Source organism: Rhizobium sp. AP16, from assembly GCF_000281735.1.
GTDB classification, from domain to species: domain Bacteria; phylum Pseudomonadota; class Alphaproteobacteria; order Rhizobiales; family Rhizobiaceae; genus Rhizobium; species Rhizobium rhizogenes.
In genome coordinates this window covers 132,241-146,520 of record NZ_AJVM01000016.1, presented here as the reverse complement: position 1 = coordinate 146,520, position 14,280 = coordinate 132,241, and the positions used below count along the sequence as shown (strand labels likewise).

Annotated in this window: 7 protein-coding genes and 1 pseudogene; all 8 read left to right on the top strand. The window is 61.3% G+C overall.

The window, feature by feature from the left end:
* Positions 1–13 precede the first annotated feature (13 nt).
* Positions 14–1,081 (top strand): ABC transporter permease, encoded by a 1,068-nt coding sequence (locus PMI03_RS09570; protein WP_007692377.1) that lies wholly within the window; start codon positions 14–16, stop codon positions 1,079–1,081.
* Positions 1,078–2,004 carry an ABC transporter permease gene (locus tag PMI03_RS09565; RefSeq protein ID WP_007692376.1) on the top strand — a complete coding sequence of 309 codons (927 nt, stop codon included), beginning with the start codon at positions 1,078–1,080 and terminating at the stop codon, positions 2,002–2,004. The genes PMI03_RS09570 and PMI03_RS09565 overlap by 4 nt, the downstream gene beginning before the upstream one ends.
* Positions 2,001–2,834, top strand: coding sequence for an ABC transporter ATP-binding protein (locus PMI03_RS09560; protein WP_007692374.1), 834 nt, complete (start codon positions 2,001–2,003; stop codon positions 2,832–2,834). The genes PMI03_RS09565 and PMI03_RS09560 overlap by 4 nt, the downstream gene beginning before the upstream one ends.
* On the top strand, positions 2,831–3,580 hold the full coding sequence (locus PMI03_RS09555; RefSeq protein ID WP_007692372.1) for an ABC transporter ATP-binding protein: 750 nt from the start codon (positions 2,831–2,833) through the stop codon (positions 3,578–3,580). The genes PMI03_RS09560 and PMI03_RS09555 overlap by 4 nt, the downstream gene beginning before the upstream one ends.
* 151 nt (positions 3,581–3,731) lie before the next feature.
* Positions 3,732–3,920, top strand: coding sequence for a hypothetical protein (locus tag PMI03_RS09550; protein WP_007692370.1), 189 nt, complete (start codon positions 3,732–3,734; stop codon positions 3,918–3,920).
* A 165-nt stretch (positions 3,921–4,085) separates the two neighbouring features.
* Positions 4,086–4,244, top strand: a complete 159-nt coding sequence (locus PMI03_RS31600) for a hypothetical protein (protein ID WP_007692368.1) — start codon at positions 4,086–4,088, stop codon at positions 4,242–4,244.
* Between the two features lie 288 nt (positions 4,245–4,532).
* Positions 4,533–5,216: an XRE family transcriptional regulator gene (locus PMI03_RS09545; protein ID WP_012652888.1), complete on the top strand. Its 684-nt coding sequence runs from the start codon at positions 4,533–4,535 to the stop codon at positions 5,214–5,216.
* Positions 5,217–5,636: 420 nt separating this feature from the next.
* Positions 5,637–14,013: pseudogene (locus tag PMI03_RS09540) on the top strand (GH36-type glycosyl hydrolase domain-containing protein); the annotation flags it as partial.
* Between the last annotated feature and the right edge of the window lie 267 nt (positions 14,014–14,280).

The following is a 14,280-nucleotide window of genomic DNA, read 5'->3' as shown; positions in this document are numbered from 1 at the left end:
CAGGATTAGTTCTTTGAGCACCGTCGAACGGAAAATGGAGGTGCGGCCCAAGAAGGGCCGTACCGCGCCCATTCTAATGGGCGTCTTGCGCTTCCTGGTCGTCGCCGTCACGACCTATCTCGGCCTTCTGGCCGTCACCTTCTTCATCGGACGGGTGATCCCGATCGATCCGGCGCTGGCGATTGCCGGCGACCATGCGCCTGCGCAGGTGATCGAACGCCTGCGCCGCGAAATGCATCTCGACCAGCCGCTCTATCAGCAGTTCTACTTCTATCTGGTGAGCGCGCTCACCGGCGATTTCGGCACCTCGGTGCTGACGACCAATCCGGTGATGGACGATATCCGGCGCGTCTTTCCGGCGACGATGGAGCTTGCGACCGTCGGCACGATCATCGGCGCGGTTTTCGGGGTTCCTTTCGGCGTGCTTGCCGCCGTGCGCCGCAACAGTTTCATCGACCAGATCGTCCGCGTCATTGGTCTCGTTGGCTATTCGGTGCCGGTCTTTTGGCTGGCGATGGTGACGCTCGTCATCTTTTATGCACAGCTGCGCTGGGTGGCCTATCCCGGCCGCATCGACATTGCCTACGAATATACCTTCACGCCGGTCACCGGCTTTTACCTGCTGGATAGCGCCATGCAGGGGCAGTGGGACGTGTTCTGGGACGTGTTCCGCCACATCATCCTGCCCGCTTCGCTGCTCGGCTATTTGTCGCTTGCCTATATCAGCCGCATGACGCGCAGCTTCATGCTGAACGAACTGGGTCAGGAATATATCGTCGCTGCCCGCGCCAAGGGCCTATCGGAAACGCGGGTGATCTGGGGGCATGCGCTGCGCAGCGCCGCCGTGCCGCTGATCACGGTGATCGCGCTCTCCTATGCCTCGCTGCTGGAGGGATCGGTGCTGACGGAGATCGTGTTCTCCTGGCCGGGTATCGGCTTTTATATCACCAGTTCGCTGCGCAATGCCGACATGAACGCCGTGCTTGGCGGCACCATCGTCATCGGCACGGTTTTTATCGGCATCAACCTGCTGTCCGATCTGCTGTATCGGACCCTCGATCCAAGGACGCGACGTAAATGACGGCTGGGACCACGCAAATTAGCTGGCGTGACTGGCTGCTGTCGGACCGGCCGCAGTCGCGCCGGCAGGCAAGGCTCGGGCGCGCCTATGTCACCTGGCGGCAGTTCTCCGCCAATCACCTTGCTGTCGTCGGGCTGCTGATTATCCTCGCGCTGGCGCTGATCGCCGCCCTTGCCGATGTCATCGCCCCGCATTCGCCCGTGATCGGCGATCTCACCAACGCCTATCTGAAGCCACCGGGCACCCCGGGCTATCTCCTCGGCACCGATGATCTTGGCCGCGATATCCTTTCGCGGTTGATCTACGGGTCGCGATGGACGCTCTATATCGTCGTGCTCGTCGCGATCATTTCCGCGCCGATCGGGCTGATCATCGGCATGGTCGCCGGCTATCTGGGCGGCTGGGTCGATACCGCGCTGATGCGGATCACCGACATCTTCCTCGCCTTCCCGAAACTGGTGTTGGCGCTCGCCTTCGCCGGCGCGCTCGGGGCAGGCATCGAAAACGCCATCATTGCCATCGCCATCACCTCCTGGCCGCCCTATGCGCGTCTGGCGCGGGCCGAGACGATGACGGTGCGGCGCTCGGACTATATTGCCGCCGTGCAGCTGATGGGCGCCTCGCCGCTGCGCATCATCTTCCGCCATGTCATGCCGCTCTGCATTTCCTCGTTGATCGTGCGCGTCACGCTCGACATGGCCGGCGTCATCCTGACGGCCGCCGGCCTCGGCTTTCTCGGCCTTGGCGCGCAGCCGCCACTACCGGAATGGGGCGTGATGATCGCCAGCGGCTTCAAATATTATCTCGACCAATGGTGGGTGGCGGCTATGCCCGGCATCGCCATCCTGATCGTCAGCCTCGGCTTCAACCTGCTCGGCGACGGCCTGCGCGATGCGCTTGATCCGAAGGAGAGCGGACAATGACGACGATGCTGACGGTCGAGAACCTCAGAGTTCGTTATCCCACTCGCACTGGCGTCATCGAGGCGGTGCGCGGCGTCTCCTTCACGCTCGGTCGCGAGCGGCTCGGCATCGTTGGTGAGAGCGGCTCCGGCAAATCGCAGACCGGCCGCGCCATCATGGGGCTGACACCGCCGCACGCGCTCGTCAGCGCCGACAGGCTGAATTTCAGCGGCATCGATTTGTTGTCGATCTCGGCCAAGGAGCGCCGGTCGCTGCGCGGCAAACGCATCGCCATGGTGCTGCAGGATCCGAAATATTCGCTGGACCCGGTGATGCCCATCGGCAAGCAGATCACCGAGACGTTGCGCACGCACGAAAAGGTCGGCAGGGGAGAAGCGCGCGACCGCGCCTTGGCCATGCTGGAGGCCGTGCAAATCCGCGATCCGAAGCGTGTCTACGACCTACATCCGCATGAAGTCTCCGGTGGCATGGGCCAGCGCGTGATGATTGCGATGATGCTGATCGCCGGGCCGGAACTGCTGATCGCCGACGAGCCGACCTCGGCGCTGGACGTTACCGTGCAGCTCGATGTGCTCCGAATCATGGACAAACTGGTGTCGGAGCGCGGCATGGGGCTGATTTTCGTGTCGCACGATCTGCGGCTGGTCTCCTCCTTCTGTGACCGAGTGATTGTCATGTATGCCGGCAAGATCGTCGAGGAACTGAAAGCCTCCGAGCTTAACAATGCGCAGCATCCCTATACGCGCGGCCTCTTGAACTGCATGCCCGTGATCGGCGAGAACCGCCATCCGTTGCCGGTTCTCGATCGCAAGCCGGAGTGGGCGGCATGACGGCGGCGCTTGCGGTTGACGGCCTCAGCGTCGTCTATGACGGTTACTATGCCCTGGATGCGGTCAGCATCGATGTGAACCGCGGCGAATCCTTCGGCCTCGTCGGCGAGTCCGGTTCCGGCAAGTCCACCTTGCTGCGGGCCGTCGCGGGTCTGGCGCCGGTCAGCGGCGGCACAATCCGCATCGACGGCGCGGCACTGAAGGGCTCGAAGCGCGCCAAGTCGTTCTATCGGCAAGTCCAGATGGTATTTCAGGACCCCTACGGTTCGCTGCATCCGCGCCAGACCATCGACCGGTTGCTGCTGGAGCCGCTGGCGATCCATGGCATCGGCGACAGCGAGACGCGGATTGCCAGAGCGCTCGACGAAGTCGGTCTCGGCACCGGCTTCCGGTTTCGTTATCCACATCAGCTTTCCGGCGGCCAGCGCCAACGCGTGGCAATCGCCCGCGCCCTGATCGTCGAGCCGTCCATTCTGCTGCTTGATGAGCCGACCTCGGCGCTGGATGCCTCCGTGCAGGCGGAAGTGCTCAATCTGCTCGAGCAGGTGCGCAGGGATCGCCATCTGACATTCGTCATGGTCAGCCACGATCTCGGCGTCGTCACCCATATGTGCGAGCGCCTCGTGGTCATGCAGAACGGCGCTATCGTCGAGCGGCTGAGCGCGAAAGACCTGGCGGCCGGCAAGGTCGAGGAAGACTACACGCGCAATCTGATGATCGCGAGCAAAGGTTTTGTTCGCGATTAAGCATCTGTAATTATTTTACTTTTTGTCGATATCCACCCAAAAGACGACCAATCGTATAGACTATTGACACCTGCCGCATTTCTGTCATGATGTTGTTAATGACGGTTAACTTTCGTGATCCTTACCGGGTCGTACACGAGTGGAGGCAGGCATGTTTTTCATGGGTGGCATGACCATGGGCTATCTTCATCCGCCGATCCCGGAGAAGGAAGAGGACGTCTTGACCGTCACTCTGCCGGAAGAAAAGAGCCGTCACCTGATCGGTCAAACCGAGGCCCCGGCTTCTGAATCAAGCGCCGTGGAGCGCACCTTGATCTGGGCTCGCCGCATTCTCTGCTGAGCTTCTGCTTCGCCGATTATCGAGCCCCACCTGAACCCCAGTGGTTTATTTTTCTCCTCGCCGCCCTCTGGACGGAAAATTATCTCTACCTAATTGATAGAGACTATATAAATGTCAGGCATGGGCTCGTCCCTTGCGACAATAAAAAATCAACGGAGGCAACACATGGCGAATTTGGGTATGTCGAATACGCATGTGAACCGGTTCGATGCTTCGAAGCGTGCTGCCGCAACGCGGCACAAGATTCACACCGCGATCAACGTTGCGCTGTGTTCCGCCGCGTTCATTTTCGTCGCCGCCATCGTTTGCGGCATCGTGGTCTGATTTCTGTCGAGAGTGATGCGACCGGTTTTGGCCGGTCGTGGCTGAAGTGTTCTTCTCTCGCTTGTCCCCAGGGACGTAGTATTTCATTGGACCGAGGCTCGGGTCCGGCCGGCTATAACAGGCGGTTTGATCCGCCTCTTTCCAGATTCATTCCTCCCACACGGCAATTCTTCTTCCCGCACGCCACCAGAACTTTGCCGGGCAAAGAAATTTTGCCCTGCCCAATGGAATGCGCTTCGTTAAAACAGTAAGCTCCGCCAAAATACAAAAATAGATTGGGGCGGAGGCATGACCAAGGTGGAGGCGGGGCGCAGCAGCAGGCGGAGTGGGGCTCACGATGCGAAGGCAATTCTGAAACAGGATCCGCACGCCCTGCGTGATGCGAAGGAGAACAACCTCGAAATGGCGATCGGCCATGAGGTTCGCGCCTATCGCAAGAAGCTCGGTATTACCGGCGCCGATCTCGCCTCGGCCACCGGCATATCGCTGGGCATGCTGTCCAAGATCGAAAACGGCAATACCTCGCCGTCGCTCACCACGTTGCAGTCCCTGGCGCGGGCGCTCGGCGTGCCCGTCACCGCATTCTTCCGGCGATTTGAAGAGAAGCGCAATGCCGTCTTCGTCAAGGCCGGCGAGGGTCTGGAGATGGAGCGGCGGGGGACGCGCGCCGGTCATCAGTACAATCTGCTCGGCCATATCGGCAACGGGTCCAACGGCCTGCAGGTCGAGCCCTATCTCATTACCCTGACGGCCGATTCGGATGTTTTTCCGGCGTTTCAACACGCGGGGCTGGAATTGATCTATATGCTGGAAGGCGAGGTCAAATATCGCCACGCCGACAAGCTCTATGCCATGTTGCCCGGCGACAGCCTGTTCTTCGACGCCGATGCGCCGCATGGCCCGGAAGTGCTGGTCAGTCTGCCGATCCGTTTCCTGTCGATTATTTCCTATCCGGAGAAAAGCGGCGCTTGAGACGAATTTGCGAATCTTTTGAGGGAGTTCAGTTTAAGTTCATCTTCCACGGGATATGGAGGGCTCAGTCTGAAATACCCTGATTCCTGTTTGCAAGAAGTCAGCCAAAGGAGAATGCCTCGTGACTCTGATCGATTGTTTTTGACACACCGGGACTGCTGTCGGAACCATCCGGCCGCGTCTCAAGTTTCATGGCAAGCCTGTTTCGAATGATGGCGCAAAATCGCCACGACCTCGAAGAAGACCCATGAAAATCTTCGCCTGAATCGTTTGTTCTAAGCCGCCACCTCGAATTCACCCCCTTCGCGCGCCGGGAAGCGAAGCAAAAGGGTCCAAATGTGTGAATGGTTGTGTCGGGCAGGACAAAGACATCAAAGGCGATAATGCCTGTCACTCTGTTTGGACCCAGAACCCGAATCCATGACGACTCAAAATCTCTCCACTGTCTCGCTACGCGATTCTGAAGCTAAGCAGATCGATCACAACGATTCGATCCGGGCGACCTATTTCTCCAACGAGCAGATACGCGAATGCGGAGCGACCTTCGCCCGCAACGGCGCCAAAACGACGCTGCCGGGCTTTGCGCCCTTCGACTTCTTTGCGCGTCATAAGGAGAACGAGAAGGAGATCCTGCGGGTCTATCGTTCGGCCAATGCCGATGTCGACGCGGGCGAATCGATCACGCCGGCCGCCGAATGGCTGCTCGACAACCACTATGTCATCGAAGAGGCGATCCAGGAAGTCCGCCGCGACTTCCCGAAGAAGTTCTACGATCAGCTCCAGACGATCACCATCGGCGGCATGGTCATGCCGCGCACCATGGCGCTGGCCTGGCTTTATGTCGCCCATACGCACAGCACCGTGTCCAACCAGGGCCTGCTGGCACTGGTTGAAGGCTTCCAGTCCGTGGAGATGCTGAAGATCGGCGAGCTCTGGGCTGTCCCGTCGCTGGTGCGCTATATCCTCGTCGACAATTTGCGCCGCATCTCCAGCCGCGTCGAACAGAGCCGCATCACGCGCAAGAAGGCCAACGAGGCCGTCGACGAGCTGATCCGTCTCAATGACGATGCCAAGGTCACCGAATTCCTGAAGACGCTCGAGCCCTATACGTCGGACAATACCTTCGCGACGCAATTCCTCTATCGCCTGCGTGACGGCTCGCACACCTCGGGTCTCGCCGTCACCTGGATGGAAAAGCGCATGGCGGATGCCGGCACGGACGCCGAAAGCGTCATGATGGCCGAGCATAACCGGCTGTCGTCCGGCAATGTGACGATGGGCAACATCATCAAGAGCCTGCGCCTGATCGACGATACCGACTGGTCGGTCTGGGTCGAAGAGGTGAGCGCGGTTGACAAGCTGCTTTGGGACGAGACCGACTACGCCAAGCTCGATCCCGGCTCGCGCAACAGCTATCGCCGCCGCATCGAAAAGCTTGCCCGTCGCTCCAAGAAGACCGAGATGGAGATCGCCCAGGTCGCCATGGCGATGACGGAAGCGGCCAAGGCTTCGGGCGAACCGCAGCCGCAAGAGCCGAATATCGGCGACTACATCATGGGCCAGCAGACGGAAAAGCTGGAAAAGGCGATCGGCTATCGCCCCTTCTTGTCGGCGCGCTTCGTGCGCCAGTGGCGCAAGCTCAACTGGCTGGCGATCGCAGCGCCCGTGATGTTTTTGACAGCCCTTGCACTGGCTGCCGTCGGCTATTTCATGATTCAGGCCGGCATGGGCTGGGCTGAAACCATTCTCATGCTGCTGATGTTTTCGCTGCCGGCGTCCGAAGGGGCGACGGGCCTGTTCAATTTCGTGGTCACCATGTACCTGACGCCGGCGCGCCTCGTCGGCTATGAGTTCAAGGAAGGCATTCCGGAAGAGGCCCGCACGCTGGTCGTCGTGCCGACGCTGATCGGCAACCGCGACAGCGTCGATGAACTCGTGCGCAATCTCGAAGTCCATTACCTCGCCAATCCGCGCGGCGAAGTCTATTATGCGCTGCTCAGCGATTGGCCGGACAGCCAGGAGGAAGAGAGCGAACGCGATCTGGAAATCCTCGACTATGCTCGCCGCGAAGTCGCCAACCTTGCGGCCCGCTACGCCGAGGACGGCACGCAGCGCTTCTATCTCCTGCATCGCCGCCGCCTCTATAATCCCGCCGAAGGCTCCTGGATGGGCTGGGAGCGCAAGCGCGGCAAGCTGCACGAGCTGAACCTGCTCCTGCGCGGCGACCGCGACACGACCTTCCTGCCCGGCGCCAATACCGTGCCGAAGGACGTGAAATACGTCATGACGCTCGATTCCGACACGCGCCTGGTGCGCGATACGGTCACGAAGCTCGTCGGCAAGCTGCATCATCCGATCAACCGGCCGGTCTTCGACCCCGAGACCAAGCGTGTCGTTCGCGGCTACGGCGTCTTGCAGCCGCGCGTCACCCCGTCGCTGACGACGGGCAAGGACGCCTCGGTGTTCCAGCGCGTTTTCTCCGTCAATCGCGGTCTCGACCCCTATGTCTTCGCCGTTTCCGACGTCTATCAGGATCTGGTCGAGGAAGGCACGTTTACCGGCAAGGGCCTCTATCATATTGATGCCTTTGAGGCCTCGCTGAAGGGCAAGATCGACGAGAACGCCGTTCTCAGCCACGATCTGCTCGAAGGCTCGATGGCGCGTTGCGCGCTGGTGACCGACTGTGAGCTCGTGGAAGACTTCCCGATCCGCTACGAAGTCGAAGTTTCGCGCCAGCATCGCTGGGCGCGTGGCGACTGGCAGCTCCTTCCTTACCTCTTCAATCCGAAGCGCGGCGTCACCGGTCTCGGCCGCTGGAAGATGATGGACAATCTGCGTCGCTCGCTGACGCCGATCGCCTGGTTCTTCGCCTCGGTTCTCGGCTGGTACTTTATGGGGCCGTTCGCTGCCCTGATCTGGCAGATCCTGCTGATTTTCTGCCTGTTCGTGGCGCCGACCTTGTCCTTGATCAACGGCATCATTCCGCGCACCAGCGATATCGTCGCCCGCGCCCATCTCTATACGGTCTGGACGGATATCCGCGCCGCCAACGCGCAGGTGGCGCTGCGCATCGTCTTCATCGCAGACGGCGCCTGCATCATGGCCGACGCCATCGGGCGTTCGCTCTACCGCGCCTTCGTCAGCCGTAAGCTGATGCTGCAATGGCGCACCGCTGCCAGCGCTCAGGCCGCGGCGCAGACCACCATTCTCGGTCATTACCGCGTCATGTGGCATGCACCGGTGCTGGCGTTGCTGGCGCTCGCCTTCGCGTCGCTGTCGGGCGACAATGCTTTCCTCGTCGGCATTCCCTTTGCGCTGCTCTGGGTCCTGTCGCCGGCGATCGCCTGGTATGTCAGCCAAACGGCGGAAACCGAGGACAAGCTCGAAGTACCGGAAAGCGTCTCGTCGGAGCTGCGCAAGATCGCGCGGCGCACCTGGCGCTATTTCGACACCTTCGTGGTCGAGCAGCAAAACCATCTGCCGCCGGACAACGTGCAGCAGACGCCGCATCCGGTCGTGGCATCGCGCACCTCGCCGACCAATATCGGCGTCTACTTGCTCTCGATTATCTCGGCCCGCCATTTCGGCTGGATTTCCTTCGAGGAAACCATCGATCGCATGGAAAAGACCATGGCGACGGTCGAGAAGCTCGAAAAGTTCCGTGGCCATCTCTGCAACTGGTATCATACCGATACGCTGAAGCCGATGGGCGCGCGCTACGTCTCGGCGGTCGACAGCGGCAATTTCGCCGGCCATCTCATCGCCGTGTCCTCGGCCTGCCGCATCTGGGCGGAAGCTCCTTCCGCGCACATGCAAGGCAATCTCGACGGCATCGGCGATGTCGCCGGCATCCTCGGCGAAATACTTGCCGAGCTTCCTGATGACCGCAAGACCGTGCGCCCGCTGCGTCATCGCCTGGAAGAGCGCATCGTCGGCTTCCAGAATGCGCTGGCCGCAGTCAAGCGCGAGCATGAGTTTGCCTCGATCCGCATCATCAACCTTTCGGTCCTGGCGCATGACATCGAGAAGCTTGCCGCCAACCTCGACCACGAGGTCAAGTCGCCGCAGAGCGGCGAGGTGCTCACCTGGTCGCAATCGCTGGTGAAGGTCTGCGAAGGCCATATCGCCGACAGCGTCTTCGATCTCGCCAATGTCGACGCATTGCGCCAGCGCCTGGCAAAGCTGCGCGACCGCATGCGCGAAACTGCCTTCGGCATGGAATTCGCCTTCCTCTATCGTCCGGAACGGCGCCTGCTCTCCATCGGCTTCCGTGTGGAAACCAACGAGCTCGATGCCGCCTGCTACGACTTGCTGGCGTCGGAAGCCCGCCTTACCAGCCTGTTCGCCATCGCCAAGGGCGACCTGCCGACGGAGCATTGGTATCGCCTCGGCCGTCAGGTCGTACCTGTGGGCTCGCGCGGTGCGCTGGTCTCCTGGTCCGGCTCGATGTTCGAATATCTGATGCCGCCGCTCGTCATGCAGGAGCGTCAGGGCGGTATTCTCAACCAGACCAATAATCTGATCGTCCAGGAACAGATGAACTACGCCAAGCGTCTCGGCGCCGGCATCCCCTGGGGCATTTCGGAAGCGGCCTTCAACGCCCGCGACCATCAGATGCAATATCAGTACACTAACTTCGGCGTGCCCTCGCTCGGCCTGAAGCGTGGCCTCGGCCAGAATGCGGTCATCGCGCCCTATGCCTCCATCCTCGCCAGCCAGTACCGGCCGGAAGCGGCGCTCGAAAACCTGCAGAAGCTGCGCAAGGTCGGCGCTCTCGGCATCTATGGTTTCCATGATGCCGTCGACTTCACGCCGACCCGCGTTCCCGAAGGCAAGAAATGCGCGGTGGTCTTCAACTACTATGCCCACCACCATGGCATGTCGATTGCCGCTATTGCCAACGTTGCCTTCAACGGCCGCCTGCGCGAACTCTTCCACGCCGATCCGGTGATCGAAGCGGCCGAACTGCTGCTGCAGGAAAAGGCGCCGCGCGATATTCCGGTCATGGCCGCCAAGCACGAAAGTGATCAGCCGGCCAATATCCAGGAAGACATGCTGCGTCCGGAGATCCGCAAGATCGCCGATCCGGCCACGCAGGACCGCGAACTCGCCTTCCTGTCCAACGGCCATTACTCCGTCATGCTGACGGCGACCGGCGCCGGCTATTCGCGCTGGAACGGCCTGTCCGTGTCGCGCTGGCGGCCCGATCCGACGGAAGACCGCTGGGGCACTTTCATCTTCCTGCGCGATACCACATCCGGCCAATGGTGGTCGGCGACCGCGGAGCCGCGCAGCATCGAAGGCGAAAAGGTCAAGGTCGCCTTCAGCGACGAAAAGGCGGAATACAGCAAGACCATCGGCGACTTCACCAGTGAGGTCGAATGCATCGTCGCCACCGAAAACGATGCCGAAGGCCGCCGCGTCACGCTGCTCAACATGGGTTCGGAAGACCGCTTCATCGAAGTGACCTCCTATCTCGAGCCGGCGATTGCCAGCGACGACGTCGATTCCGGCCATCCAGTTTTCGCGCGCATGTTCGTTCGCACCGAAGTCGGTAGTAGCGGTGACGTGCTCCGCGCCGAGCGCAACAAGCGCGAGTATAACGAACCGGACATGGCGATCGCGCATCTGGTCGTCGACAATGCCGGCTCGGAGCGCCCGACGGAATTCGAGACGGATCGCCGCAAGTTCCTCGGCCGTGGCCGCACGCTTGCCGAAGCCGCCGCCTTCGATCCGGGCGCGACGCTCTCGGGCACGCAAGGCTTCACGATGGATGCCTGCCTGTCGCTGCGCCGCGTCGTGCGCGTGCCGGCCGGCAAGAAGGTCAGTGTGATCTTCTGGACGATCGCAGCGCCAAACCGGGAAGAGGTCGACAAAGCGGTCGATCGCTACCGCAATCCGGATGCTTTCGCAGCCGAGTTGACACAGGCCTGGACGCGTACGCAGATGCAGATGCGCCATGTCGGCGTTTCCTCGCAGCAGGCGGCCGCTTTCCAGAAGCTTGCCCGCTATCTCGTCTATCCCGACATGCATCTGCGCGCCGACAGCGCCACCGTCCTTGCCGGCCTGCATTCGCAGTCGGCGCTTTGGCCGGTGACCATCTCGGGCGATTTCCCGATCTTCACGCTGCGCATCAATGACGAAATCGACATCGAAATCGCCAAGGAAGCGCTGAGTGCCGGAGAGTATCTGCGCTCGCGCGGTATTGCCGCCGATCTGGTGATCCTCAACGAATGCGCCGCCGAGCATGCGCAGGCGATGCAGCATCAGCTGGATGCGCTTGCGGATCATATCCGTCACAACCAGGGGGATGGGCTGCGCCAGCACATCTTCGCGGTGCGCAAGGATCTGATCGAAAACGAGACCTACCAGCAGATCCTCGCCGCTTCGCGCGTCGTCTTCCATGCGCGTAACGGCAAGCTGGTCGACCAGATCGCCCGCGCGGCCACGCTGTTCGGTTCGACGCCGCAGGGCGATGAGGCTTCGGTCGATCGCCGTGCCGTGGCGCTCGCGCCGCAGGAATCGGTGTTTGTTGCGACGGAACTCGGAGCACAGGCCGATCTCGACTTCTGGAACGGTTATGGCGGCTTTGCCGAAAACGGTCGCGAATATGTCGTCCGGCTTGCCGGCGGCCAGTCGACGCCGCATCCGTGGATCAACGTCATCACCAACGAGCGTTTCGGTTTTCATGTGCCCGCCGAAGGTGGCGGTTTCACCTGGAGCCACAATTCTCGCGACTATCAGTTGACCCCATGGACAAACGACATGGTCATCAACCGTCCGGGTGAGGCGCTTTATGTGACCGATCTCGACAGCAATACGGTCATGACCCCCTATGCCGGCCTGTCGCGCAATCCGAAGGTGCAATACGAGACCCGCCACGGCCTCGGCTATTCGGTGTTCTCGAGCGAAGAGAACGGCATCGGGCTGGAACTGACGCAGACGGTCGACCGCGAGCGTCCCGTGAAGGTCTTCCGCCTGCGGGTCAGCAACAAGGGCAAGGGCACCCGGCGGCTGCGGCTTTATAATTATGCGGAATGGGTGCTCGGCATCAATCCGCATAAGACCAAGCCCTTCATCCTCTCGTCGCTGGACGAGGAGACGGGTGCGCTGTTTGCCAACAATCCCTACAGCATCGATTATTCCAAGCGGGTCGCCTTCATGGCGGCAAGCGAGGCGCATTCGAGCTTCTCGGCTAGCCGCCGCGAATTCATCGGCCGTCACGGCACGGTGCAGATGCCGGAAGCGGTTATCTCCGGTGCCGTCCTCTCCAACTCCACTGATCTCGACGGCGATCCCTGCGCGGCACTTGCCTTCGACCTGAGCATCGGCGCGGGTGAAGAGAAGGATATCTGCTTCTACATGGGCGACACCGCCTCTCTCGAAGAGGCTCGCGCATTGGTCTCCGAGATCCGCAAGGCGGATTTCGAGACCGTGCTGTCGGCGACCCGCGGCTTCTGGGACGGCTTTACCGGCCGCCTGCAGATCTCGACGCCGGACAAGGCGATGAACAACATGATCAACGCCTGGCTTCCCTATCAGAGCCTCGGCTGCCGTATCATGGCGCGCACCGCCTTCTACCAGGCCTCGGGCGCCTTCGGCTTCCGCGACCAGCTGCAGGATACGCTGGCCTTCCTGATGCATGCGCCGGAACTTGCGCGCAAGCAGATCGTCAACGCGGCCCAGCGCCAGTTCCGCGAAGGCGACGTGCAACATTGGTGGCTGCCGGGCAGCGGCGCAGGCGTGCGTACGCATATTTCGGACGACGTCGTCTGGCTTGCCTATGCGATCAACCAGTATTGCACGGTGACGGGCGACAAGTCGCTGCTGGACGAAGAACTTGCCTTCGTCGAGGGTGCTGCCCTCATGCCCGGCACGCACGACGCCTTCTACCAGCCGACGGTGTCGCAGGATAAGGTCAGCGTCTACGAGCATGCGGCGCTGGCGCTCGATCTTGCCATCAAGCGCAAGGGCGGCAACGGCCTGCCGCTGATCCTCGGCGGCGACTGGAACGACGGCATGAACCGCGTCGGCATTCAGGGCCGTGGCGAAAGCGTCTGGCTCGGTTGGTTCCTCGCCGGCACGCTCACCGCCTTCCTGCCCTATGCGGAAGCACGCGGCGACAAGGAGCGCGTCGAGCGCTGGACCAAGCATCTGCCCGAATTGCGCAAGTCGCTGGAAACGGCGGGCTGGGACGGCAACCATTATCGCCGTGGTTATTTCGACGACGGCAGCCCGCTCGGCTCCAGCGAGAATTTCGAATGCCAGATCGATTCGATCGCGCAGTCGTGGAACATTCTCTCCGGCGAGGGCGACCCCAAGCGCGGCGAGACGGCGATGAACGCCGTTCTTGAAAAGCTGGTCGACGACGACAACCGGATGATCCGGCTGTTCACGCCGCCCTTCTCCAAGTCGGCGCGCGATCCGGGCTACATCAAGTCCTATCCGCCGGGTGTCCGCGAAAACGGCGGCCAATATACCCATGCCGCCACCTGGGTGGTCATGGCGCTGGCGGAAATGAACCGTGGCGACGATGCCTGGCATTGCTTCGAGATGCTGAACCCGGTCAACCACGCACTTGATCGCGATCAGGCCGATACCTACCGCGTCGAGCCTTACGTCATTGCCGCCGACGTCTATGGCGAGGGGCAATTGACCGGTCGTGGCGGTTGGACCTGGTATACGGGCTCGGCCGGCTGGTTCTATCGCGTGGCGATCGAGGGCATTCTCGGCATCCGCGTCAAGAATGGCTACCTTTATGTCAAGCCGGCGCTGCCGTCGACGTGGGATGGCTTTGCGGCGGACCTCGATCTACCGAGCGGAAAATACCGCATTTCCGTCTCAAAAGCGCCCGATGCGAGCGGATACTCAGTCGCAGTGAATGATAGGGCGCTTGCTAATCCCGAAGAGGGCTATCCAATCGAACAGTAACGCTTTTGTGCACTGTTTTGCATTGATCGATAGGGCCAAAGAGGGAACTCTTTGGCCCTATCCGCATTTGAATGCCGGAACAGGAGATGTTCATGAACATCAGGGCACATATCGACACACGGTCGGGAAGCGC

Coding starts and splice junctions, on each gene's coding strand:
- PMI03_RS09550 (WP_007692370.1), top strand. CDS start 3,732: ATGTTTTTCATGGGTGGCATGACCATGGGCTATCTTCATCCGCCGATC.
- PMI03_RS09560 (WP_007692374.1), top strand. CDS start 2,001: ATGACGACGATGCTGACGGTCGAGAACCTCAGAGTTCGTTATCCCACT.
- PMI03_RS09555 (WP_007692372.1), top strand. CDS start 2,831: ATGACGGCGGCGCTTGCGGTTGACGGCCTCAGCGTCGTCTATGACGGT.
- PMI03_RS31600 (WP_007692368.1), top strand. CDS start 4,086: ATGGCGAATTTGGGTATGTCGAATACGCATGTGAACCGGTTCGATGCT.
- PMI03_RS09565 (WP_007692376.1), top strand. CDS start 1,078: ATGACGGCTGGGACCACGCAAATTAGCTGGCGTGACTGGCTGCTGTCG.
- PMI03_RS09545 (WP_012652888.1), top strand. CDS start 4,533: ATGACCAAGGTGGAGGCGGGGCGCAGCAGCAGGCGGAGTGGGGCTCAC.